General features: G+C 67.8%; 25 protein-coding genes. 8 read left to right on the forward strand and 17 right to left on the reverse strand.

Annotation, left to right across the window (positions count from 1 at the left end; translation table 11 throughout):
- Positions 1 to 23: 23 nt before the first annotated feature.
- Positions 24 to 551 (reverse strand): CarD family transcriptional regulator, encoded by a 528-nt coding sequence (locus CD928_RS12545; protein ID WP_095387466.1) that lies wholly within the window; start codon positions 549 to 551, stop codon positions 24 to 26.
- Positions 552 to 866: 315 nt separating this feature from the next.
- Between CD928_RS12545 and CD928_RS12550 the strand changes: the two genes are divergently transcribed.
- Complete coding sequence (locus CD928_RS12550; RefSeq protein ID WP_095387467.1) at positions 867 to 1685, forward strand: SDR family NAD(P)-dependent oxidoreductase; 819 nt, start codon at positions 867 to 869, stop codon at positions 1683 to 1685.
- A gap of 250 nt (positions 1686 to 1935) precedes the next feature.
- Here the strand turns inward: CD928_RS12550 and CD928_RS12555 are convergent, their stop codons facing one another.
- The 5 genes from CD928_RS12555 to hisG form a co-directional block, all read right to left on the reverse strand.
- Positions 1936 to 4047 (reverse strand): sodium-translocating pyrophosphatase, encoded by a 2112-nt coding sequence (locus CD928_RS12555; RefSeq protein ID WP_095387468.1) that lies wholly within the window; start codon positions 4045 to 4047, stop codon positions 1936 to 1938.
- 193 nt (positions 4048 to 4240) lie between these two features.
- Positions 4241 to 5170 carry a thiamine-phosphate kinase gene (gene thiL, locus CD928_RS12560; protein WP_095387469.1) on the reverse strand — a complete coding sequence of 310 codons (930 nt, stop codon included), beginning with the start codon at positions 5168 to 5170 and terminating at the stop codon, positions 4241 to 4243.
- Positions 5171 to 5316: 146 nt separating this feature from the next.
- Complete coding sequence (nusB, locus tag CD928_RS12565) at positions 5317 to 5763, reverse strand: transcription antitermination factor NusB (protein WP_095387470.1); 447 nt, start codon at positions 5761 to 5763, stop codon at positions 5317 to 5319.
- A complete protein-coding gene (gene hisD, locus CD928_RS12570; RefSeq protein ID WP_095387471.1) occupies positions 5760 to 7058 on the reverse strand; it encodes a histidinol dehydrogenase in 1299 nt (432 codons plus the stop codon). The genes nusB and hisD overlap by 4 nt, the downstream gene beginning before the upstream one ends.
- Positions 7045 to 7701: an ATP phosphoribosyltransferase gene (hisG, locus tag CD928_RS12575; protein ID WP_095387472.1), complete on the reverse strand. Its 657-nt coding sequence runs from the start codon at positions 7699 to 7701 to the stop codon at positions 7045 to 7047. The genes hisD and hisG overlap by 14 nt, the downstream gene beginning before the upstream one ends.
- A gap of 38 nt (positions 7702 to 7739) precedes the next feature.
- Here hisG and CD928_RS12580 point away from each other — a divergent pair, with 38 nt between their 5' ends.
- The 3 genes from CD928_RS12580 (at position 7740) to CD928_RS12585 (ending at position 9723) form a co-directional block, all read left to right on the forward strand.
- A complete protein-coding gene (locus CD928_RS12580) occupies positions 7740 to 8825 on the forward strand; it encodes a DUF2332 domain-containing protein (protein ID WP_095387473.1) in 1086 nt (361 codons plus the stop codon).
- Positions 8826 to 8889: 64 nt separating this feature from the next.
- Entirely contained in the window at positions 8890 to 9039 is a 150-nt protein-coding gene (locus CD928_RS23405) for a hypothetical protein (RefSeq protein WP_176473571.1), read from the forward strand.
- Between the two features lie 186 nt (positions 9040 to 9225).
- Positions 9226 to 9723: a hypothetical protein gene (locus CD928_RS12585; RefSeq protein ID WP_095387474.1), complete on the forward strand. Its 498-nt coding sequence runs from the start codon at positions 9226 to 9228 to the stop codon at positions 9721 to 9723.
- 76 nt (positions 9724 to 9799) lie between these two features.
- Here the strand turns inward: CD928_RS12585 and CD928_RS12590 are convergent, their stop codons facing one another.
- Together CD928_RS12590 and CD928_RS12595 are read right to left on the reverse strand one after the other, a co-directional pair.
- A complete protein-coding gene (locus CD928_RS12590) occupies positions 9800 to 11398 on the reverse strand; it encodes a sulfatase-like hydrolase/transferase (protein WP_095387475.1) in 1599 nt (532 codons plus the stop codon).
- A 171-nt stretch (positions 11399 to 11569) separates the two neighbouring features.
- The gene (locus CD928_RS12595) at positions 11570 to 11827 is read right to left on the reverse strand and encodes a DUF2171 domain-containing protein (RefSeq protein ID WP_095387476.1); all 258 of its coding nucleotides are present in this window, start codon (positions 11825 to 11827) and stop codon (positions 11570 to 11572) included.
- A gap of 146 nt (positions 11828 to 11973) precedes the next feature.
- Between CD928_RS12595 and CD928_RS12600 the strand changes: the two genes are divergently transcribed.
- Positions 11974 to 12639 (forward strand): hypothetical protein, encoded by a 666-nt coding sequence (locus tag CD928_RS12600; protein ID WP_095387477.1) that lies wholly within the window; start codon positions 11974 to 11976, stop codon positions 12637 to 12639.
- Positions 12640 to 12670: 31 nt separating this feature from the next.
- Here CD928_RS12600 and CD928_RS12605 read toward each other — a convergent pair whose 3' ends face one another.
- From CD928_RS12605 to mnmA, 6 genes are all read right to left on the reverse strand, one after another.
- Positions 12671 to 13249: a thermonuclease family protein gene (locus tag CD928_RS12605; protein WP_095387478.1), complete on the reverse strand. Its 579-nt coding sequence runs from the start codon at positions 13247 to 13249 to the stop codon at positions 12671 to 12673.
- Positions 13250 to 13355: 106 nt separating this feature from the next.
- Complete coding sequence (locus CD928_RS12610; protein ID WP_095388032.1) at positions 13356 to 13685, reverse strand: hypothetical protein; 330 nt, start codon at positions 13683 to 13685, stop codon at positions 13356 to 13358.
- 56 nt (positions 13686 to 13741) lie between these two features.
- Positions 13742 to 14434, reverse strand: coding sequence for a DsbA family oxidoreductase (locus CD928_RS12615; RefSeq protein WP_255247155.1), 693 nt, complete (start codon positions 14432 to 14434; stop codon positions 13742 to 13744).
- Between the two features lie 36 nt (positions 14435 to 14470).
- Positions 14471 to 14605: a hypothetical protein gene (locus CD928_RS23840; RefSeq protein ID WP_255247156.1), complete on the reverse strand. Its 135-nt coding sequence runs from the start codon at positions 14603 to 14605 to the stop codon at positions 14471 to 14473.
- Positions 14606 to 14903: 298 nt separating this feature from the next.
- Positions 14904 to 15326 carry a hypothetical protein gene (locus CD928_RS12620; RefSeq protein WP_095387479.1) on the reverse strand — a complete coding sequence of 141 codons (423 nt, stop codon included), beginning with the start codon at positions 15324 to 15326 and terminating at the stop codon, positions 14904 to 14906.
- Positions 15327 to 15381: 55 nt separating this feature from the next.
- Positions 15382 to 16518, reverse strand: a complete 1137-nt coding sequence (mnmA, locus tag CD928_RS12625; protein ID WP_095388034.1) for a tRNA 2-thiouridine(34) synthase MnmA — start codon at positions 16516 to 16518, stop codon at positions 15382 to 15384.
- Between the two features lie 144 nt (positions 16519 to 16662).
- Between mnmA and CD928_RS12630 the strand changes: the two genes are divergently transcribed.
- From CD928_RS12630 to CD928_RS12640, 3 genes are all read left to right on the forward strand, one after another.
- Positions 16663 to 17046: a hypothetical protein gene (locus CD928_RS12630; protein WP_095387480.1), complete on the forward strand. Its 384-nt coding sequence runs from the start codon at positions 16663 to 16665 to the stop codon at positions 17044 to 17046.
- A gap of 2 nt (positions 17047 to 17048) precedes the next feature.
- Positions 17049 to 17348, forward strand: a complete 300-nt coding sequence (locus tag CD928_RS12635; RefSeq protein WP_095387481.1) for a DUF1153 domain-containing protein — start codon at positions 17049 to 17051, stop codon at positions 17346 to 17348.
- Between the two features lie 180 nt (positions 17349 to 17528).
- Entirely contained in the window at positions 17529 to 17825 is a 297-nt protein-coding gene (locus CD928_RS12640) for a hypothetical protein (protein ID WP_095387482.1), read from the forward strand.
- Between the two features lie 61 nt (positions 17826 to 17886).
- Here CD928_RS12640 and CD928_RS12645 read toward each other — a convergent pair whose 3' ends face one another.
- The 3 genes from CD928_RS12645 to CD928_RS12655 form a co-directional block, all read right to left on the reverse strand.
- Positions 17887 to 18519 carry a GNAT family N-acetyltransferase gene (locus CD928_RS12645; protein WP_095387483.1) on the reverse strand — a complete coding sequence of 211 codons (633 nt, stop codon included), beginning with the start codon at positions 18517 to 18519 and terminating at the stop codon, positions 17887 to 17889.
- A gap of 90 nt (positions 18520 to 18609) precedes the next feature.
- Positions 18610 to 20433, reverse strand: a complete 1824-nt coding sequence (gene lepA / locus CD928_RS12650) for a translation elongation factor 4 (RefSeq protein ID WP_095387484.1) — start codon at positions 20431 to 20433, stop codon at positions 18610 to 18612.
- Positions 20434 to 20720: 287 nt separating this feature from the next.
- Positions 20721 to 21605, reverse strand: a complete 885-nt coding sequence (locus tag CD928_RS12655) for a transposase (protein ID WP_176473572.1) — start codon at positions 21603 to 21605, stop codon at positions 20721 to 20723.
- Positions 21606 to 21651: the final 46 nt, after the last annotated feature.

A 21651-nucleotide genomic window follows, 5' to 3' on the forward strand; every position in this document is an offset into this window, starting at 1 on the left:
TTCCTTTATCGCTTTGCGACCCGCTACACCTTTTCGGCGTAGTAGAGCGGCGCATGTTCGTTGAGGATCTGGAGGATCTTCGCCTGCGCGGTCTTTTCGTCGCTTTCCTCCATCGCTGCGAGTTCGCGCGCGAGGCGGCTCGACGCCGCTTCGAAGATCTGGCGCTCCGAATAGCTCTGCTCGGGCTGGTCGTCGGCGCGGAACAGGTCGCGGGTCACCTCGGCGATCGACACGAGGTCGCCCGAATTGATCTTCGCTTCATACTCCTGCGCGCGGCGCGACCACATGGTGCGCTTGACCTTCGGCTTGGTGGTCAGCACCTGCAGCGCTTCCTTCAGCGTCTTGTCCGACGATAGCTTGCGCATCCCCACGCCCTCGGCCTTGTTGGTCGGGACGCGCAGGGTCATTTTTTCCTTTTCAAAGCGCAGGACATAAAGTTCGAGCTGCATGCCGGCGATTTCCGACTTCTGCAGCTCGATGACGCGCCCCACGCCATGCTTCGGATAAACGACATAGTCCCCGACTTCGAAGAGGAGGGTATTTGCGGACATGCAAGTTCCTTTCATTGGCCTTGCCCCAGGATCAGCGTCAAAACTCCGGTGCATCCGGCCCTCGTGCGAGAGGGGGATCGAGCAGTTCGGTCGGCGCTAGCCCGTTAAAGTGACAAGGGATATGGCTCCATCGGAACGCCGGACGATGCCCCGCCGCAAACGGCGAAGCGGGGGAAAAGTTCGACGCGTTGACATTTATTATAGCAGAGTCGCAACAAAATTGCCACCCCCGCGCGGAAATCCGCGAGATCGGCGGGTTGACGGCGATTCCGGTCCGTTTCACCTTGAGACGGAATCACAGATGGGGATGTCGATATGCAGGATCAAGTCTGGTGGGTTACGGGCGCGTCGTCGGGAATCGGCGCGGCGCTCGCGCGGGGTCTGGCGGCGCGCGGCGCGAAGCTGATCCTGTCGGGGCGCAACGTCGCGGCACTCGAGGCAGTCGCCAAGGACATCGGCCCCGGCACGATGATCCTGCCCTTCGAGGCGACCGACTATGCCGCCCTGCCCCGCATGGTGGAAGAAGCGTGGAATTGGTGCGGCCGCATCGACGGACTGATCAACAATGCCGGCATCTCGCAGCGCAGCCTGGCGATCGAGACCGACTTTTCGGTTTATGAGAAGATCATCGACGTCGACCTGCTCGCACCGATCGCGCTGACGCAGCAGCTTCTGCCTCGCATGGTCGGCGCGGGCGGCGGGCAGATCGTCGCGATATCCAGCGTCGCAGGCATCGCCGGCGTCCCGCTGCGCAGCGCCTATTCGGCGGCCAAGCACGGGCTGATCGGCTATCATGACGCGGTGCGCGCGGAGAATGAGCATCTGGGACTGAAGGTGCTGGTCGTCGCGCCGGGATCGGTCGCGACCAACGTCAGCCGCAACGCGCTCAACGCCGACGGCAGCGTGCGCGGGACGAGCGACGCTGCGATCGACAACGGCCTGTCGCCCGATGCGGCCGCGGCGCAGATATTGGATGCAGTCGAAGCCGCCAAGCGCGAGATCGTGGTCGCCGAGGGCGCCGAATCCCAAATCGCGGCGCTCCGCCGCGGTGACCCCGACGCGCTGTTCGACCGGATGAGCGCGATGGTGCAGGCAGGCTATGCGCGGCAGATGGGGGCGACGTCCGCGTCCTGAGGCGGCTTTCGGGCGGTTGCGGCCTTAGATATCCTCCCCGCTTTGCGGGGAGGGGGACCGCCGAAGGCGGTGGAGGGGGCGGGCAGCCTGAAACGGCGTCGCGTAAGGACGCGACCCCCCTCCGTCAGCCCCTGCGGGGCTGCCACCTCCCCACAAGTGGGGAGGATCATCAGCAGCCACCCCAAGACCACCAAAGAAAAGCCCCGCCGGATCGCTCCGGCGGGGCTTCTTCTTCACCCAAAAGCAGGCGTCAGCCGACGGCATGCCCCGCAAGCGCCGCGAGCAGGAGCAGCGCGACGATGTTGGTGATCTTGATCATCGGGTTCACGGCCGGACCCGCGGTGTCCTTGTAGGGATCGCCCACGGTATCGCCGGTCACCGCGGCCTTATGGGCTTCGCTGCCCTTGCCGCCGTGGTTGCCGTCCTCGATATATTTCTTGGCATTGTCCCACGCGCCACCGCCCGCGGTCATCGAGATCGCGACGAACAGGCCGCCGACGATCACGCCGAGCAGCAGCGCGCCGAGCGCGGCGAAGCCCGCCGCCTGATCACCCGCGACCCAGCTGATCACATAATAGACGACGATCGGCGCGAGCACCGGCAGCAGCGACGGGATGATCATCTCCTTGATCGCCGCTTTGGTGACGAGGTCGACCGTGCGCGCATAGTTGGGCTTCGAGGTGCCCGCCATGATGCCGGGGTCGTTCGCGAACTGCTCGCGCACGTCCTTCACCACGTCGCCCGCAGCGCGCCCGACCGCGGTCATGCCCATCGCGCCGAACAGGTACGGAAGCAGGGCGCCGAGCAGAAGCCCGACGATGACATAGGGGTTTTCGAGGCTGAAATTGACCGTCAGGTTCGGGAAGAATTCCCGAAGGTCAGTCGTATAGGCCGCGAAGAGCACCAGCGCCGCGAGGCCCGCCGAGCCGATGGCATAGCCCTTGGTCACCGCCTTGGTGGTGTTGCCGACCGCGTCGAGCAGGTCGGTCTTTTCGCGCACGCTGTCGTCGAGCCCCGCCATTTCGGCGATGCCGCCCGCATTGTCGGTCACCGGACCATAAGCGTCGAGCGCGACGACCATGCCGGCGAGCGCGAGCATCGCGGTCGCGCCATAGGCGATGCCGATCAACCCCGCGAGCTGATGGGCGATGATGATGCCGGCGACGATCACGAGCGTCGGCAGCGCGGTTGCCTCGAGGCTGACCGCGAGACCCTGGATCACGTTGGTGCCGTGGCCCGTTTCGGACGCCTTCGCGATCGAGCGCACCGGACGGAAATTGGTGCCGGTGTAATATTCGGTGATCCAAATGATCAGCCCGGTGATGACGAGCCCGAGCAGCGAGCAATAGAAGAGCGCGCGACCCGTATAATCGGTACCCGGGATCACCGTTTCCATGCCGCCGAGCGCATAGCTGGTCGCGAACCAGATGCCGAAGACCGAAAGCACGGCCGAGACCAGGAAGCCCTTGTACATCGCGCCCATCACATTGTTCGACCGGCCGAGGCGGACGAAATAGGTTCCGATGATCGAGGTGATGATGCACACGCCGCCGATCAGCAGCGGCAGCGCCATCAGGCCCCCGAGAAGTTCGCCCGCGCCCTTGAGCAGCAGCGCGGTCAGCACCATCGTGGCGCCGACGGTGACGACATAGGTTTCGAAGAGGTCGGCCGCCATGCCGGCGCAATCGCCGACATTGTCGCCGACGTTATCGGCGATCACCGCGGGGTTGCGCGGATCGTCCTCGGGAATGCCCGCCTCGACCTTGCCGACCAGGTCGGCGCCGACGTCGGCGGCCTTGGTGAAGATACCGCCACCGAGACGCGCGAAGATCGAGATCAGCGAGGCGCCGAAAGCGAGCGCGACGAGCCCATCGACGACCGTGCGGTCGTCGCCGCCCACCGTCTTGCCCATCTGCGTGGTCAGGAACCAGTAGAAGACCGAAATCGCGAGCAGCGCGAGACCAGCGACCAGCAGCCCGGTGATCGCACCGGCGCGGAACGCCAGCGTAAGACCCGACTGCAGCCCCTTTTGCGCCGCCGCGGCGGTGCGGACGTTCGAGCGCACCGAGATGTTCATGCCGATGAATCCGGCGACCCCCGACAGGATCGAGCCGATGACGAACCCGGCCGCCGACACCGGGCCGAGCGCCCAGGCGACGATGATCGCGACGACGACGCCGACGATGGCGATGGTGGTATATTGGCGCTTCAGATAGGCCTGCGCGCCCTCCTGGATCGCCGCGGCGATTTCCTGCATCTTTTCATTACCCGCCGAGGCGCCGAGCACCTGCCGCGAGGTAATGAAGCCATAGAGCACGGCCAAAAGGCCGCACACTATCGCGATCAAAACCGGATCGTTCATGCGTGTCTGTTCCTTCCCCATTGAGAAGGGCGAACGCAAAGATAGCAGTCGAACGTCCGACTTATTGATGCCGGCTCGCTCTCTCCCCTGATGCGACCGCCCCAAATTTGGACGGGCGGGTTATGGGAAGAAAGAATGCCAAGCACAAGCCCGCAATGGCCGTCATCCGTCAGGATGCCGATCGAGCGACATTTCAGTGCATGAAACCCAGTCGCTCGGGAAGTGGGACGCGCTGCGCCTTGTGGGTCAGCATGACACCCTCACCCACCGCCGTATGGCCGAGCATCGTGATCCGGACATCGAGCCTCGCCGCGATCTCACGGATCGCCGCCGCCTCGCCGGGATCGGCCGCGAAGAGAAGCTGATAGTCGTCGCCCGCGGTCGCGGCGGCGAGCCGCGTGTCGGGCACGTCGGGGCGCGCCGCGAGCAGCGCCGCCGACAAGGGCAAGGATTCGAGCATGATGCCGAAACGGCAGCCGCTCGCCGCCGCCATCCGCTCGGCATCGATGAGCAGGCCGTCCGACACATCCATCATCGCATGGACATGACCCGCGACCGCCTGGCCGAAGGTCAACTGCGGCTGCGGGCGGCGATAGGCGTCGAGACAGGTCTCGTTCGGCTCGATCTCGCCGAGCCGCATGGCAAGGCCGACGCCGGCGTTGCCGATCGTCCCGGTGACCCAGATCTGGTCGCCCGGCCGGGCTCCATCGCGCGACGGCACCCCGCCCTCGGGCGCGCGGCCGATCGCGGTCAGGCCGAAGCTGCGCGGCGCACCCGCGGGCACGCGCACCGTGTCGCCGCCGAGCAGCAGCAGGCCGAAGCGCCGGAGCGCGATGTCGAGCCCGTCGGCGAACGCCTTGTCCCACGCTTCGTCGCCGAGGCTGTAGCCGACGAGCACCCCGACGGGCGCCGCGCCCTTAGCGGCGAGATCGGACAGATTCACCGCGACGAGCTTCCACGCGACGTCCTGCGGCTTTTCGTCGGGGAGGAAGTGGATGCCCTCGACGATCATGTCGTGGGTCAGCACCAGCCCCTCCCACACCGCCGCATCGTCGGCGAGCCCGCGCGCCGCGGGATCGGTCGCGATGGCGCGCATGCGGGCGATGAAATCGGCTTCGCTCATGCTGGCATGGGTAGCGAATAGCCGAATGGTATAAAAGATACCGCAGAGGTGCGTCGCCGCGAAGGCGGGAGCCCAGAGCGCATTTGCGCCACCGTTCGGCTCATTTCCGTTCCGGGCTCCCGCCTTCGCGGGAGCGCACGCGCCAACTAAGCGCGCACATCCTTGCCGATCGCGTCGAGCAGGCCGTTGGCGAAGCCCGCCTCGCGTGCGTCGAAGAAGGCCTTCGCGACGTCGACATATTCGCTGACCACCGCGCCGACAGGCACGTCGCCGCGCGCGATCAGTTCATAGGCGCCCGCGCGCAGGATCGCCTTCATCGTGCGGTCGAGCCGCTCCATCGTCCAGCCGCTCGCGAGGCGCGCGGTGATCGCGGCGTCGACCTCGTCCGCCCGCGCGAGCGCGCCCTTCACGATGTCGTCGAAGAAGGGGACGTCGGCGTCGGCATATTCAGCGTCCTCGATGATCTTGCCGATGCGATGCTGATGGAATTCGTGGATGAGCTGCGCGACCGGCGTGCCCTCCATCTCGTGCTGATAGAGCGCCTGCACGGCGGCGAGGCGGGCGGCGGAGCGGGATACGGCGCGTTTATTCATGGCTGTTTCAATCTGTTCTGGACGCTGAGCGCGTGGGCGGGCAGCCCCTCGGCGGTCGCCAGCGCGACCGCGGCGGGGCCGATCGCCGCGAGGCTGGCCTCGTCGAGCGCGAGGAAGCTGGTGCGCTTCATGAAGTCGGTGACCGACAGCCCGCTCGAAAAGCGCGCGCGGCGTCCGGTGGGGAGGACGTGGTTGGGCCCCCCGACATAGTCGCCGATCGCCTCGGGGGTCTGGCGGCCGAGGAAGACCGAGCCCGCATGGCGCACCTTGGCGAAGAGCGCGTCGGCTTCGGCCGCGTCGACGGCGAGCTCGAGATGCTCGGGCGCGAGCCGGTCGCACAAGGGGATGGCGTCGGCGAGGCGCGGCACGACGATCACCGCGCCATTGTCGGCCCAACTCGCCTGCATCGTCGGCGCGGTACCCAGCGCCGGGATGACATGCGCGACCGCCGCCGCGACCGCATCGGCGAAATCGCCGTCGTCGGTGAACAGAATCGACTGGCTGGTCGGGTCATGCTCGGCCTGGCTGAGCAAATCGGCGGCAATGACGTGCGGTTCGTTCTTCGCGTCGGCGACGACGACGATCTCGCTCGGCCCCGCGACCATGTCGATACCGACGACGCCGTAAAGCTGGCGCTTCGCCTCGGCGACCCAGGCGTTGCCGGGGCCGGTGACGACGTCGACTGGCGCGATCTTCTGCGTGCCATAGGCGAGCGCCGCGATCGCCTGCGCGCCGCCGACACGCCAGATCTCGTCGACCCCGCCGATATGCGCCGCCGCCATGACGACCGGATTGACCGCGCCGTCGGGCGTCGGGGTGACCATGACGATCCGTTCGACCCCCGCGACCTTCGCGGGAATGATGTTCATCAGCACCGACGAGGGATAGGCGGCACGCCCGCCGGGGACATAGACCCCCGCCGCGTCGACCGCGCGCCAGCGCGCGCCGAGCCGGGCACCGGCGGCATCGCGATAGTCGCGATCCTCGGGCCGCTGCGCGGCGTGATAGGCGCGGATGCGCTCCGCGGCGAGATCGAGCGCGCCGCGAAGCTCGGGTGCCAGCGCGTCATAGGCGGCGGCGCATTCCTCTTTCGAGATGCTCCAGCCGCTCGCGTCGAGATCGAAGCGGTCGAAGCGCGCCGTATAGTCGGCAAGCACCGCGTCGCCCTCGGCCTTCACCCGCGCGACGATCGCGGCGACGTCGGCCGAGACGTCGGACGCGCTCTCGCGCCGGTCGTTCACCAGCGCGTCGAACTCGGCGGCAAAACCGGGATCCGAGGCGTCAAGCCGCCGCATGACCGACCGCCTGCCGGAATTTCTCGACCAGCGCGGGCACTTCGGCCGAGCGCAGTTTGAACGCCGCGCGATTGACGATCAGCCGCGCCGACACCTCGCTGATCACCGTCTGCTCGGCGAGCGCATTCTCGACCAGCGTGCGCCCGGTCGAGACGAGATCGACGATATGCGAGGCGAGCCCGAGCTTCGGCGCGATCTCCATCGCGCCGTTGAGCTTGATGCATTCGGCCTGGATGCCCTGCGCCTCGAACCAGCGGCGCGTGGTCGACGGATATTTGGTCGCGACGCGGATATGGCTTTCGCCCAGCCCCGGCGGCGCGCTGCCCTCGGGCCCGGCGAGCGACAGCCGGCAATGACCGATGCCGAGGTCGACCGGTGCGTAAAGCTCCGAATAGTCGAACTCGTCGACGACGTCCGACCCGACGATGCCGAGCTGCGCCGCGCCGTGCGCGACGAAGGTCGCGACGTCGAAGGCGCGGACGCGGATCAGCGAGATATGCGGCTGGTTCGTCCCGAACACCAGCGCGCGGCTCTTCGGATCGAAGAAGTCCGCCGCGGGCTCGATGCCGACGCGCGCGAGCAGCGGCAGCGCCTCGTCGAGGATGCGTCCCTTGGGGATGGCAAAGATGATCGGTTCGGGCATAAGCGCCGTGCCTTTAAGCGGCAGCGGGAGAAAGGGCAATGAGCGAGCGCTATCAGTTTGTCGACATGGCGGAGACCGGGCGCGAGGCGGTACGCACCGCCTTCTCGAACCAGGTCGCCTATTGCCGCGCCGCCGAGGCGCCGGTGACCGCGCGGATCGTCGCCGCGGCCGCGAGCCTGCTCGACCATCCCGCGACCGGCTTCGCGCGCCACATCGCCGACTGGCCGGGCGCGCCGCTCGCCGACGCCCTGCCGCTGCGCGTCGCCGGTGGGCTCCACGCGCTGCACCTGACCGGCGCGGCGCCCGAGCTCGCGCCCATCTATGCCGATGCCGAGGATATCAACGACGCCGCGATCGTCGCGGGGGTCGTGCAGCGGCACGAGGCTGCGCTGCTCCCCTGGCTCGACGGGCCGCCGCAAACCAATGAGGCGGGGCGTTCGTCGAACTTCGTCGCGGCGATGCTGTGGCTCGCCGACAAGGGACTGCCGCCGTGCTTCCAATGCCTCGAAATCGGGTCGAGCGCGGGAATCAACCTGATGCTCGGGCGCTATCATTACGACCTCGCCGGGGTGCAGGTGGGGCCCCAGCCCGGCGTGATGGCCTTCGTCCCCGAATGGCACGGCGCGCATCCGCCGCAACATGCGATGACCATCGACAGCACCAGGGGATGCGACGTCGCGCCGGTCGACCTCACCGATCCCGCGCAGGCGCTGCGGCTCAAGGCCTATATCTGGCCCGAGCATCACATCCGCTTCGGCCGCATCGAGGCCGCGATCGCCGCCGCCGAGGCCGATCCGCCCGATCTCGTACGGATGACCGCCGCCGATTTCGTCGAAGCCGAGCTGGCGAAGCCGCAGGCCGAGGGGACGACGCGCGTGCTGATGCACTCGATCGTCTGGCAATATGTTCCGGCCGATCAGCAGGCGCGGGTGACGGCGGCGATGGAGGCGGCGGGCGCGCGCGCCACGCCCGAGCGGCCGCTCGCCTGGATCGCGCTCGAGGCCAACCGGACGATGCACCGGCACGAGATGACGGTGCGCTATTGGCCCGGCGGCGGCGAGCCGGTGATGCTCGGCCACGCGCACCCGCACGGCGCGTGGATCGAATGGACCGCGCCGCAATGAAGCGCCCGCGCTTTTGGGCATAACCTCGACTCATGCTATGCTGCGCGCGGAAAGGAGAAAGCCCATGCAGGCCGTAACCGAAGGCGACCGCCGCAAGGAACTCGCCGTCCTCCTCGACCAGATCCAGGCGCATCCCGAACGCGACTGGACCCGCGAGCGGCAACGAATCGCGACGCTCAACCAGCTGATCGCCCCCACCCGCAAGCCGCACTGACGGCCCATCGGCGCGAAGGCGGCGGGCGTTCGTCGCATCGCTGCACCCGCCCGCCGCGTTCGCGCGTCCGCAAGGAAACAAGCGGGCGTCTCCGTTCGTTACCTCCTCGCAACGCCGCCCGCGCGGGTCCCTTCGCGCGGGCGGCCGATCCGATTTCAGGAACAGGGGAACAGCAGGAGACCGATCATGCGCAAGACCCTCATCCTTCTCGCTGCGAGCACCGCAGCCTTCACCGCTCCCGCCTTCGCTCAGGTCGATACCGGCGTCGCAGGCCAGGTCGGCGGAACGGTCGGCGGCAGCGTCGATCCAGGCCGGATGGCCGGCGACGTCGTGCAGGACGCGACCCAGCCCGTCGGCGACGCGGTCGACCAGGTCGACCAGACCGCGAAAGACGCGACCGACACCGCCGACCTCAAGCTCGCGACGCGTGAAGAGGTGCGCGCGGGCGCCAATGTGAGCGATTCCAAGGGCAACAGCATCGGCACGGTGCAGAGCATCGATGGCGACAACGCCGTCGTCGTCAGCGACGGCAAGCTCTACAACATCCCGCTCTCGGCGCTCTACAGCCACGCCGAAGGCGCAGCGCACGGCCTGGTGACCAAGCTGCCAAAATCCGAATTCGAGGCGCGTGGCGCGGCGGGCGCCGATGCCGGCGCCGAGGCCAGCGACCCTGGCGGCCGCTGATCGAACGAGCCCCCCGCGCGGCCATCCCCCCCCCCCGGCCGCGCATGAAGGCGCCGGAGCTTAGGCTCCGGCGCCTTCACTTTGTGCCGGGAAAGTTCGAACCCGCGTGCACATCGACCTCGCCGCCCGCCGCGATCGGGATGACCGCGCGGCCAAACCAGACATAGCGCGCGGTCGGCCGCGTCAGATCATTGTCGTAACGCGCCGCGACCGCCGCAGAGTCATAGCCCATCCAGCCGAGCGTCGCGGGCAGGATCTGGCTCGCCGAATGGCCGTCGCGCGGCGCTTCGGCATAATGATCGGCGAACCGCGCGGGCAGGAAAGCGAGCAGGGGCACGCGGAATTCGTCGGCCACGGGTTCGCGGCTGCAATGCGGCAGCGCGCCCGGCCTCAGATTCTGGCCGTGGTCGGAGGTATAGACGATTGCCACATCGTCGCGGTCGACCCCGGCGAGCAGCCGGGCGAAGAAGCGCCGCTTCGACCAGGCGAGCGCCGTCGCATATTGCCGCGCGACCGGCGCGTCGGCGGGGATGGTGCCGAGCGGATAATGGTCGCGATACTGGAAATGCACCCCGCGCAGCACGGCATAGCTGAACGTCCGTCCGCGGCTCTTGAGCTCGGCGTTGAGCCGGTCGGCGATCTTCAGGTCGGTGTCGATCCCGCCCTTCATCGACAGCACCCGTTCGATCAGCGCACGCTCGGGCGGCAGCAGCAGATTCTGCGGCGCCCCGCTCGTCTGCCCGTCGATCAGCAAGGTGCGATAGCCCGCGGCGCGGGCATAGCCCCAGATCGACGGCGTCCGCCGAAGATCGATCCCCGGCCCCGCGCGGCGAACATCGACCCCCGATCGCAGCGCGACATGCGCCGGCGCGCTGCAATTGGCCATCGCCGCCGTCACCCCGAAATCGATATGCGGGGTGCGGGTCAGCAGCGGACCGATGATGCGCTCGAACGGCGCCCGCGCGACGCTCTCGTCGATCACCCAGACGATATGGCGCGGCGCCAGCGCCGCGCCCTCCGGCGTCGGCCGCAGCGCGGGGGCGGCGCGCGGCGGCGGCGCTTCGGCGGTGGCGACGTCCCAAGCGAGACCATAGAGGTTGCGCTCGGCGCTCTCGGGCCAGACGTCGGCGAGGCGATAGGCGAGGCTCGGGACGATCAGCAGGATCAGCAGCGCCGGCAGCGCGCGGGGCCACGCCGGCAACCGCCCGCTCCGCCGCGCCAGCACGCGCGAACCCGCGAGCAGCGCCAGCGCCGCGACGGTCTGCGCGACCGCGAGCAGCAGCGGCGCGGTGAACTCGCCCGCCGCATTGCCCGCCTGCCGCGCCTCGGCGAGCATCCAGTCGAGCGTCGCCGCGTCGAGCGGCGCGCCGATGACCTGCCCATAGCCGATGTTGACGAGGATCGACGCACCCGCGAGCGCCAGGATCGCCGCAAACCAGCGGCGCGGCAGCAGCCAGCTCGCGGCGAGCAGCAGCGCGGCCTGCATCGAGAGGAAAAGGAAGGCGGTGGCAGCGCTCGCCGCGTCGCCCGCGGCCAGGCGATAGAGCACCGAATGCGTCAGCTGAAAGCGATTGGCGAGCGCGAAGCCCGCCGCGAACAGCAGCGCCGCTACCGCGATCCATCCCCAGCCGCCGCGTCGCGCGCGGCGGGTCTCTTTCGTCCCCGCACCCGTCATCGAACGGCAACATAACGGCAAAGCGTTGAAAAATCACGAAGCGATCGGCGCCCGACCACCGACGGAGCCAGCGCCAAAGGAAATGGCCCGCCCCGGGGCGTCGGGGCGGGCCAGTTTCAGTGCCGGGGCGCCGGATTGCGCGCCCGGCCTTCTGATTATCCGGTCAGACCGTCAGTCGGCTTCCTCGAACAGATCGACGGCATTCGCCGCGGTCGCCGACAGGCGTACCGTATCGCCATCGACCGAGGCAACGAGCCCAGCCGGGAGGTAATGATGCTTCGCGCCCTCGCCATCCTCGGCTTGCGGGCTGTCGCTCTTCGTCAGCTTGATGCGTTCGCCGTCGAGATGGTCGACGGTGCCGACATGGACGCCGTCGGCGCCCACCACCTTCATATGTTCCTTGATCGCGCTATGGTCATGCTCGGCCATGGTCTGTCTCCTTGCCGCTCGCGGGCCCTGCCGCGCGAGCCTGTTCGCCCTACGCGCCAGATCCGATTCGGCTCCAGCGCCTCCGACGAGCCGGGCGAAATTTTCGCCGGCTTTCATCCCCGCCGGCGCTGCGCTAGCATGACGCGATGCCTATTCTTCGTTTTGCCGCCCTCGCCCTCGCCGCGGCGCCGCTTCCCGCCGCCGCCTGCTCGCCGGTCGCCGGCTATCGCCCGCCGACCAACCTCGAGTTGACGGCGGCGGCCGACCTGATCCTGCTCGCAGCGGTCGAGGACGGCGCGACGCAGCCGGGAAACGAGGATAGGATGACATTGCGCGTCCGCCCGCTCGCCGCGATCAAGGGCACGATGCCGACAGGGCCGGTCGCCCTGCCGCAGGCGATGATCGCGACCCGCGCGATGCCCGGACTCAGCAATCCTTATGAACTCGCCGAACCGCATCCGCAGAGCCTCGCGGGCGCGTGCAACCGTTATGCTTTCCCGCGCGGTTCGCACGTCCTTTTCTTTCTGAAGCAGCGGGACGGCCAATGGGTCCCGGCGGGCGGGCCGTTCAGCCGCTGGGCCGAGGATGTGTTGACCGATGACGCGCCCTGGCTCCAGGCGGCGCGCGTCTATGCCGAGGTTGCGGCGCTGCCCGCCGCCGAGCAGGCCCCGGCGCTCACGCGGTTCCGCGATGCCTATCGTGCCCGCGCCGCCGACCCCCTGGCGCAGATCGTCGCCGACGACGTCGACCGCCAGATCGCCGGGCCGAAGAAACCTCTGCGCGAAGCAGTGCCAGCGCCAGAGGGCGATTGACCGGCGTTTCGCAAGCCGTCGGATCGACGCGCTAGCACCATGGTCGCCGATACCCCGCCCACTCTCGCGCCAGCCCTTCGCCGACCAGCGCCGTGCCCACGCTCACACCGCCGCGCGTCACGACACGCAGCTTTCGGCCATAGCTATCGGCCTCGCGGTCGATGCGTTCGAGGCGGAACGCGCCTTCGTTCAGCCATTCCCGCAAGCGCTCGGTCGCCGCCTCGCCCAGCCGCGCTTCTTCGGCGCAGCGCGGCGGGTGGGTTTCGGGGGTGTCGATGTCGGCGATGCGATATTTCTCGCCCGCGAACCAGAAGGTGTCGCCATCGACCACGCAATTGCGCCCACCGCCGCTGTGGCAGAAGCCAAAGCGCGCATGGAGGTCGTCCCCGGACTCCGGGGCCGCAGCCCCGCGGCTCAGCGCATACTCGACGCTGGCGATCGCCGGTTCCGCGGAGTTTAGCCGAAGCGCAGCGAGGGTGCCGACGAAGCCGCCCAGCGCCACAAGCACCAGCCCGATGCCGAAGCTCGGCCACCGCCGGCGGCGGAAGCGCGCGGCGTCGCGATGGGCTTTGCGGGGGTGCCGACTGGGCCGGAAGGAAGGGTGCGGCATGGCGGCGGTTTGCCATGCCGGGCTTACCGAAGTACCAACGGCTCCGTCCGCTATGAAAGCGAAGGCGGGCGAAACGCGTCCAGCGCGGCGCCGTTTCCGACCGGGCTCACGGCGCCCCGCGCGGCTCGTCGTCGTCGATCCCGCCAGGGCCGAGTTCGCCCTCCTCGTCATCGTCGCTCCGTTCGCCGCGATAGGCGTCCATGTCGATGCGGCCCGACCGCTCCATCTGGCGCATATGATCGACCAGGTCCTGCGTATCGTCGCGTTCGTCGCGGGAGGGCGGCTTGGCGCTGTCCTCCAGCCGGCGGCCGCGTCGCGCATCCTCGGCAACGCTTTGCGCCTGTGCATCGTCGTCGCGCTGTTCGCGATTGACCGCCTCAGGCGCGCCGGGATCGCGGGCATCGTCGACGGGAGGTTTCGAGGACTTGTCGCTCATGACCGGCTCCTTCACGCTGAATGCCGGTTCAACGCGCGGCGCGGCGCCGCCGTTCCTCAGGCCGCGTCGGCCAGCACCTTGCGCTCGATCACGCGGATGAACGCCTCGGGATCCTGCGCGCCGGGGATCAGCATCCGCCCGTCCAGGATGAAGGCGGGGACGCCGGTGATATTCTGCTCGGCCCAATAGGCTTCTTCGGTACGCACCATCTCGGCATAATCGTCCGAGGCCAGGATCGCCGCGGCGCGATCGGCAGGGAGCCCGACCGACGCGGCAACGTCGGTGAGGACGTCCTGGTCGCTTACATCGCGATTGTCGGTGAAATGGGCGCGAAACAGCGCGAGCTTCAGCGCGGTCTGAACGCCGGTCGGCTCGGTCTGGTCGGGCGCCTCGAGCGCCCCCGCCCAGGTCAGCAACCGGTGCGCGTCGAAACTGTTGCGCATCCGGAAACCCGGCCCGCGGTTGAAGGTGAAGCCCAGATCGGCGGCGATCCCCGCCATCCGGTCGCGGTTCGCGCGGCTCTGCTCGGGCGTGATGCCATATTTGCGGATCACATGCTCCGCCGCATCCTCGCCTTCGCGCGGCATGCCGGGGTTGAGCTCGAACGGATGCCATTGGACGCGAAAGTCGAGCCGGCCCGCGAAATGCGCCATCACCGTCTCGAACTTCAGCCAGCCGATGATGCACCACGGGCACATCACGTCGGAAACGATGTCGACGGACAGACGCGGAACGGGCGCTGCGGTCACGGCAATCCTCCTTCGCGGCAGCGCCCCGCCCCATCATCAGGGCGAGCGGCGATCCTTGCCGGTGCGCCGCTCGCCCTTGCGGCGCTCGGGGCCCTTGTAATCCGGATCGTCGGCGACGCGCCGATCGCCCGACCGCCGGTCGGGCCTGTTTCGTTTATCCTCGTCGGCCATCCTTGTTTCCTTTCCACCACAAAGGAACCGGAAGCGACCCGGCCGGCAGTTACTCACATAATTGTCAAAAAGACAAGCAAGCGGGAGTTGGCGGTTATGCGGGGTGTGTGCTTTGGGGTGGATTTGAGCCATTCCCCTCCCTTTCAGGGAGGGGTTAGGGGTGGGTGCGCGAGCGGAGCGAGCCTGCAAAAGAACGCCGCCTTCGGCGGCTACCCACCCCCAGCCCCTCCCTAGAAGGGAGGGGAGAAGATATGGCCGAAACCGGCCGGAAGCCGCAATTCATTCCCTCGTGGGCCGATCAGTGCACCGTGTCGACCGGCGCCTCGGCCGCCGCCGCGGCCGGCCGCGACAGGATCCACCAGCTTGCAACCATCAATCCGGTCGACAGCGCCTCGATGATCATCGCCTGGATGATGCCGGCGTTGACGACATCGCCGCTGCCCGCCCCGATCAACCGGCCGATCAGCGCGGTGCCGTAAAGCGCGGCGGGAACCAGCAGCGCGCGCGACCAACCGGGCAGCAGCGCGCCCACCGCCGCACCACCCGCGGCGACCAGGAAAAAGGCCGACAGGTCGGCGCGCACCGTGTTCGCGGCCGGACCCTCGGCGATGATGCCGAACAATTCGGTGAAGCTCGCCGGGTCGAATATCCCGCGCAAGCCGACGATGGCAAAAAACAGCGCCCACAGCAGGACGGCACCGCGCAACACCCAGTTGATCATATCGTCTCTCCCCTTGTTGCCGCACAGGCTGCGGCATCGGCGGGAAAAGTTCAATCTATTCCGCGAGGTCCGCGGCCAGCGTTTCCTCGATCCAGCCGCCGCCGAGCACGCGGCTTGCGTCCGCCGCGTCGTAAAGCACCGCCGCCTGTCCCGGCGCGACGCCATATTCGGGCGCGGCGAAGCGCAGCCGGTCGCCTTCGACCCGCGCCGGCACCGGCTTCGCCATGCTGCGCACCTTGGCGAGCACGTCGCGGCCTTCGATATCGGCGAGCCAGTTCGCTTCGCCGAGCCGTGCTCCCGACACGGCGAGCGCGCGCCGCGGCCCGACGACGACGCGCTTCGCCTCGGCATCGAGCCGCACGACGTAGAGCGGCTCGGCTTGTCCGCCGATCTCGATCCCGCGCCGCTGGCCGACCGTATAGTGGATCAGACCCCGATGCGCGCCGAGCACCGTGCCGTCGACATGGACGATCTCGCCCCGGTCATCGGCCTCGGGACGCAACTTGCGGACGAGGCTGGCATAATCGCCGTCGGGAACGAAGCAGATGTCCTGGCTGTCGGGCTTGCCAGCGACACCGAGGCCGAGCTCGCGCGCGATCTCGCGCACCACGCTCTTCTCCAGCCCGCCCAGGGGAAAGCGCAGGAAGTCCAACTGTTCCTGCGTCGTCGCGAACAGGAAATAGCTCTGGTCGCGCGCCGGATCGACCGCGCGGTGCAACTCGGCACCCGCCGGTCCCATCACGCGGCGGACATAATGGCCGGTCGCGAGGCAGTCGGCACCGAGGTCCTTTGCCAGCGCGAACAGATCGGTGAACTTGACCCCCATATTGCAGCGCACGCAGGGAATCGGGGTCCGCCCGCTGAGATATTCGTCGGCGAACTGGTCGATAACCGTGTCGCGAAAGCGACTTTCATGGTCGTGGACATGGTGCGCGAAACCCAGCCGGTCGGCGACCGCGCGCGCGTCGCGGATGTCCTGCCCGGCGCAGCACGCCCCGACACGCTTCGCCTTGGCGCCATGATCATAGAGCTGCAGCGTCACCCCGATCACCTCGGCGCCCGAACGCGCCGCGAGCGCGGCGACGACGCTCGAATCGACTCCGCCCGACATGGCGACGACGATTCGCCGGTCCTTCAGCGGTTCGGCGAGCTGGAAATCGCCGAGTCGGTCAGGGGAAAGCACATGGGCCATGATCGCGGCCATCTAGGGATGGTCCGCCCGAAATGCCAGCTTTTCCGCGCGCCGCGTCAAAATATTGACGGGGGTTAAGCTTCGCTAACAAGCTCTGAAATGGACATTTACTCCGCTTTAGCGGGTCTCGGTTAGACGGGCAGCATGAACCTCGCCCCGTCCGATCTTCCGCGCCCTGCCGGTGCCGCCAGTCTGTCGAAGCCCGGCTTCGACATCATTCTGGCCGTTTCCGCCGCGCGGCAGGCCGCCTTGCCGACCGTGCGCCTGCTCCGCGCCCGGTCGCATCGCGAATCGCACCGGACGGCGGTGAACGCTCTGCGCGCAATGCTGGGCGGAAATGCGGGTGGGGCCCGTTCCGTCGACCTGCGACCGGCGCGTTTCTTCGATCTGTCCGATCGGAAAAACGCCCTGTCCGAAACCATGAACGGCCCGTTTACCAGAGGGTTTCAGCCGATGTTGAACCTAGCCCATATAGGTAAGCGGCTGTCGGTCGAACCGATCCCCCCCGCTCAAGACATTATGGAATGACTATGATCGAGAATCAGAAAATCCGCCCGGCCCAGGTCATCGGCCCCCTCGGGGAACCGCTGACGCTGGACTCGCTGCCGCCGCCGAACACCACGCGCTGGGTCGTGCGGCGCAAGGCCGAAGTGGTGGCGGCGGTCAACGGCGGCCTGCTGACCGTCGACGAGGCGTGCGAACGCTATGGGCTGACGCTCGAGGAATTCGCCGGCTGGCAGCGGTCGATCGACCGCAGCGGCATGCCGGGGCTGCGTGTCACGCGCATCCAGCACTACCGCGACCTTTACGAGCGCCAGCAGCGCTTCTGACCGAGGCCGTCGGACACGAACGGAAGAGGGCGCCGCGGGCGCCCTCTTTTTTGCTCGCGGCACGAGTTCTCCGTCCGAACCCTCAGAAAAACCCCTTATGTTTCCGCTATTTGGAAATTTCCTTGCAACCCCTGCGTTCACCCGGCGTTAAGCCACGGAGTCAATCAGGAGATCACTCACATGCGCAAGTTTGCAATCACCCTCACCGCCGCGTCGGCGCTCGCGCTCGGCGCGTGCCAGAGCCCGCAGGCCGACAAGGTCGAGGATCAGGCCGAAGCCCAAGCCGACGCGATCGACGACCAGGCCGACGCCATGCCTGAAGGCCCGGCGCAGGATGCCATGGAAAACAAGGCCGACGCCGTTGAAGCCCAGGGCGAGGAAAAGGCCAACGCGATCGACGACAAGGGCGAAATCGCTCCGTCCGAAACCGGCGCTGCGGCTCCCCAGACCCCGCCCGCCGGCGAGGTCAAGAAATAAGCCTGCCTGCCTTCGCGAAGGCGGCAAGGAAGGGCGCCCGGCATCGCCGCGGCGCCCTTTTCTATGCCGCGCCCGCCCTCTGGGTTCCCCCCAGCGCCCGGAACACATCCTGCACCCCGCGCGCATCCTCGTCCCGCCGCAGCAGATCGAGCGCCACCGCGACGTCGAGCCGATATTCGGACACCCCCGCCGCCGCGCGCCGCCATTCGGCGCCGAGCGATCCCACGAGCCGCGCCGCGGCGAGATTTTCCGACAATATGTCGACGTCGAGCGCGGCCAGCCCCTCGGCGAGGCACTGGATCAGCAGCGCCGCGGTCATCATCCGCGCGAGCCCCTTGCCGTGAAAGGCGTCGAGCACCGCGACCGAATATTCGCCGATCCGCCCTCCGTCGGCATGCCGCACCGCGTGCACCGCGCCGATCGCCGGCGTCCCCTCGCATTCGGTGCACAGCGCCCCCCACGCGATATGGTCGTGCCCGTCGACGTCGACCAGCCGCTCGACCACGCTGTCGGGCGGCATCGGCGCGGGCGAAAAGAAGCGCAGATAGCGCGCCTCGGCCGACAGTTTCGCGATCCCCTCGCGCAGCAGCGGCTCGTCGGCGGGCGTGATCGTGCGCAGGCAGACGGCGGTGCCGTCGGCGAGCACGCTATGCACCTCGATGCCGCCCAGCGGCACCCGCGCGGTCGTTGCCATGCCGATCTCCCCGGCCGCGAGCGATCCCCCGACGATAGGGCGCCTATGCCGGCGGGACAAGGGTGGCTGCCGCTCCCCTAGCCCGATGGGTCAGGCATCGTCCCCCATCCGCAGCGCGGCGATGAACGCCTCCTGCGGGATGTTGACGTTGCCATATTCGCGCATCCGCTTCTTGCCCTCTTTCTGCTTCTCGAGCAGCTTCTTCTTGCGGGTCGCGTCGCCGCCGTAGCATTTGGCGGTCACGTCCTTGCGCAGCGCGGCGATCGTCTCGCGCGCGATCACCTTGCCGCCGATCGCCGCCTGGATCGGGATCTTGAACATGTGGCGCGGGATCAGGTCCTTGAGGCGCTCGCACATGCCGCGGCCGCGGCTTTCGGCGGTGCCGCGGTGGACGATCATGCTCAGCGCGTCGACCGGCTCGTTGTTGACGAGGATGCTCATCTTGACGAGGTCGCCGGGGCGGTGGCCGATCTGGTGATAGTCGAACGACGCATAGCCGCGGCTGATGCTCTTCAGCCGGTCGTAGAAGTCGAACACCACTTCGTTCAATGGCAGTTCGTAGGTGATCTGCGCGCGGCCGCCGACATAGGTGAGGTTCTTCTGGATGCCGCGGCGATCCTGGCACAGCTTCAGGATGCTGCCCAGATATTCGTCGGGGACATAGATGACCGCCTCGATCCACGGCTCCTCGATCTCCTCGATCCGGTTCGGGTCGGGCATGTCGGCGGGGTTGTGGAGCTCCATCTCGGTCGGGCCGCCGTCCTTCGAGCGGGTGAGCTTCAGCTTGTAGACCACCGACGGCGCGGTGGTGATCAGGTCGAGGTCGTACTCGCGGGTCAACCGCTCCTGGATGATCTCGAGGTGGAGGAGACCGAGGAAGCCGCAGCGGAAGCCGAAGCCGAGCGCGGCGCTCGTCTCCATCTCGAAGCTGAACGACGCGTCGTTGAGCCGCAGCTTCTGGATGCTCTCGCGCAGCTTCTCGAAGTCGTTCGCGTCGGTCGGGAAGAGGCCGCAGAAGACGACGGGCTGGACTTCCTTGAACCCGGCGAGCGGCGCCGCGGCGGGCTTCTTCGCGTCGGTCACCGTGTCGCCGACGCGCGCCTGCGCGACGTCCTTGATCTGCGCGGTGATGAAGCCGATCTCGCCGGCGCCGATCTCGGTCAGGTCCTGCCGTTTCGGCGTGAAGCAGCCGACGCGGTCGATCAGATGGGTGGTGCCCGCCTGCATGAACTTGATCTGCTGGCCCTTTTTCAGCACGCCGTCAACGACGCGGACGAGGATGACGACGCCGAGATAGGGGTCGTACCAGCTGTCGACGAGCATCGCGACGAGCGGCGCCGACGCATCGCCCTTCGGCGGCGGAATTTTCGCGACGATCGCCTCGAGCGCTTCCTCGATGCCGATCCCCGACTTGGCCGATGCGAGCACCGCGTCGTCGGCGGGTAGGCCGATGATGTCTTCGATCTCGGCCTTCACCTTGTCGACGTCGGCGGCGGGCAGGTCGATCTTGTTGATCACCGGCACGATCTCATGATCATGCTCGATCGACTGATAGACGTTGGCGAGCGTCTGCGCCTCGACCCCCTGCGCCGCGTCGACGACGAGCAGCGCGCCCTCGCACGCGGCGAGGCTGCGCGACACCTCATAGGCGAAGTCGACGTGGCCCGGCGTGTCCATCAGGTTGAGCTGATAGGTCTCGCCGTTGTGCGCCTTATAGGAAAGGCGCACCGTCTGCGCCTTGATGGTGATCCCGCGCTCCTTCTCGATGTCCATATTATCAAGGACTTGCGCCGACATCTCGCGCTCGGTCAGCCCGCCGGTGAACTGGATCAGCCGGTCGGCCAGCGTCGACTTGCCATGGTCGATGTGCGCGATGATCGAAAAATTACGGATATGGGAGAGGGGCGTTGTCATGGCGCGCGCGTTAGCAGGGGTTTGCGGCGCTGTCAGCAGGCGAGTCGGCCGCCAGCGGCCCCGCCCCGCGCGGCGCCGATCCAGCGCAACTTTATTCCAAAGTTGTCAAACTTGTCACTCCCCTCCGGTACCATAATACCCGTCCGAAAGATTTGGGCCTACGCGGGAGCGCAGGGCGGGCGAAGCATCCACGAAGCGAAAGAGCCGAAGAGTCGAGGCTGGCACGGCCGGGGAATGTAGGAAAGGGGTTTATTCAAGCCGGACCCATTTCGCCGAAGTTCTGAAATCTAAATCGCCAGCCACCGCGCGCAATCGTCCCTGACCCGCGCATCGCCATCGCGCATCCCGCATTCCAGCACCGCCGTCCTGCCCTCTCCCGCCTGCACCGCCGCCAGCGCGGCGATGGCGTTCGCGCGGAGGCGGGGGACTGGGTGCGCCTTGGCGAACTCCGTCGCGATGTCCCTGCCATTTTCGGTCAGGTGCACCGCGCAGCGGAGTAGCATCTCGCCGGGGGTCAGGGTCGGACGGCGGGCGATCGTGCCATGTTCGAGGTCCACGATATATTGGTCGCGCCAGGGGACGTGCTCGCCCTCGTCCATGATGTTGAGGCTGATCGACAGCCGCTCCGGCGGGAGCTGGCTGTGGATGTCGCGATGGGCGCGGTAGAGGAGCATCTTGCCCTCGGCGAGGGTGCTGCGCTCGACGAAATTCAGCTTCATCGGCTCGCCGAGGCGGCCGTCGACGGCTTCGGGGTCGTAGTCGTAATAGTCGCTGACATAGCCAGGGCCCCAATAGCCCGTCGTGAGGAAGTGAAAATTATGGTCGTGCGGCAGGCCGTAGGCGAAGGCCGCGGGGCCGCTCGCGGCGTAGACGGCATCGCTTTCCGCGGGCCACAGATTGGCACGGAGGAACCAGCCGCGGCGGCTGCGGTGGAGGAGAAAGACCTGCGCCGAATAGCGGTTGGTTTCGAGCTGGTCGCTGTAACTCGCCTTAAGTTCGGCGATGACGCGGTCGGCGAGGAAGTGCCGGTTGCGCGACAGGCCGGCGAGGAGATGCGCGCATCGGGCGAGGTTTGCTTCATCGGCGAGGTCGACGCCGGATTCGTCGAGGCGCGCCGCGACTTCGGCGAGGTCGATTTCGGGGGCGGCGGGCGGCGTTATGATGTGGGGCATGGGGTCTCCTTCTCCCCTCCCGCATGCGGGAGGGGTTGGGGGTGGG

The organism is Sphingopyxis sp. GW247-27LB (assembly GCF_002277025.1).
GTDB lineage: Bacteria > Pseudomonadota > Alphaproteobacteria > Sphingomonadales > Sphingomonadaceae > Sphingopyxis.

Excerpts from the sequence above, each read along its gene's own strand:
- CD928_RS12580 (WP_095387473.1), top strand. The coding sequence starts at position 7,740 with ATGAGCGAGCGCTATCAGTTTGTCGACATGGCGGAGACCGGGCGCGAG.
- CD928_RS12610 (WP_095388032.1), bottom strand. The coding sequence starts at position 13,685 with ATGAGCGACAAGTCCTCGAAACCTCCCGTCGACGATGCCCGCGATCCC.
- CD928_RS12635 (WP_095387481.1), top strand. The coding sequence starts at position 17,049 with ATGATCGAGAATCAGAAAATCCGCCCGGCCCAGGTCATCGGCCCCCTC.
- CD928_RS12595 (WP_095387476.1), bottom strand. The coding sequence starts at position 11,827 with ATGGCCGAGCATGACCATAGCGCGATCAAGGAACATATGAAGGTGGTG.
- thiL (WP_095387469.1), bottom strand. The coding sequence starts at position 5,170 with ATGAGCGAAGCCGATTTCATCGCCCGCATGCGCGCCATCGCGACCGAT.
- CD928_RS12585 (WP_095387474.1), top strand. The coding sequence starts at position 9,226 with ATGCGCAAGACCCTCATCCTTCTCGCTGCGAGCACCGCAGCCTTCACC.
- hisG (WP_095387472.1), bottom strand. The coding sequence starts at position 7,701 with ATGCCCGAACCGATCATCTTTGCCATCCCCAAGGGACGCATCCTCGAC.
- CD928_RS12645 (WP_095387483.1), bottom strand. The coding sequence starts at position 18,519 with ATGGCAACGACCGCGCGGGTGCCGCTGGGCGGCATCGAGGTGCATAGC.
- CD928_RS12640 (WP_095387482.1), top strand. The coding sequence starts at position 17,529 with ATGCGCAAGTTTGCAATCACCCTCACCGCCGCGTCGGCGCTCGCGCTC.
- hisD (WP_095387471.1), bottom strand. The coding sequence starts at position 7,058 with ATGCGGCGGCTTGACGCCTCGGATCCCGGTTTTGCCGCCGAGTTCGAC.
- CD928_RS12555 (WP_095387468.1), bottom strand. The coding sequence starts at position 4,047 with ATGAACGATCCGGTTTTGATCGCGATAGTGTGCGGCCTTTTGGCCGTG.
- CD928_RS12600 (WP_095387477.1), top strand. The coding sequence starts at position 11,974 with ATGCCTATTCTTCGTTTTGCCGCCCTCGCCCTCGCCGCGGCGCCGCTT.
- CD928_RS12620 (WP_095387479.1), bottom strand. The coding sequence starts at position 15,326 with ATGATCAACTGGGTGTTGCGCGGTGCCGTCCTGCTGTGGGCGCTGTTT.
- CD928_RS12550 (WP_095387467.1), top strand. The coding sequence starts at position 867 with ATGCAGGATCAAGTCTGGTGGGTTACGGGCGCGTCGTCGGGAATCGGC.
- CD928_RS12590 (WP_095387475.1), bottom strand. The coding sequence starts at position 11,398 with ATGACGGGTGCGGGGACGAAAGAGACCCGCCGCGCGCGACGCGGCGGC.
- lepA (WP_095387484.1), bottom strand. The coding sequence starts at position 20,433 with ATGACAACGCCCCTCTCCCATATCCGTAATTTTTCGATCATCGCGCAC.
- mnmA (WP_095388034.1), bottom strand. The coding sequence starts at position 16,518 with ATGGCCCATGTGCTTTCCCCTGACCGACTCGGCGATTTCCAGCTCGCC.
- CD928_RS12655 (WP_176473572.1), bottom strand. The coding sequence starts at position 21,605 with ATGCCCCACATCATAACGCCGCCCGCCGCCCCCGAAATCGACCTCGCC.
- CD928_RS23840 (WP_255247156.1), bottom strand. The coding sequence starts at position 14,605 with ATGGCCGACGAGGATAAACGAAACAGGCCCGACCGGCGGTCGGGCGAT.
- CD928_RS12630 (WP_095387480.1), top strand. The coding sequence starts at position 16,663 with ATGAACCTCGCCCCGTCCGATCTTCCGCGCCCTGCCGGTGCCGCCAGT.
- CD928_RS23405 (WP_176473571.1), top strand. The coding sequence starts at position 8,890 with ATGCAGGCCGTAACCGAAGGCGACCGCCGCAAGGAACTCGCCGTCCTC.
- CD928_RS12605 (WP_095387478.1), bottom strand. The coding sequence starts at position 13,249 with ATGCCGCACCCTTCCTTCCGGCCCAGTCGGCACCCCCGCAAAGCCCAT.
- CD928_RS12545 (WP_095387466.1), bottom strand. The coding sequence starts at position 551 with ATGTCCGCAAATACCCTCCTCTTCGAAGTCGGGGACTATGTCGTTTAT.
- nusB (WP_095387470.1), bottom strand. The coding sequence starts at position 5,763 with ATGAATAAACGCGCCGTATCCCGCTCCGCCGCCCGCCTCGCCGCCGTG.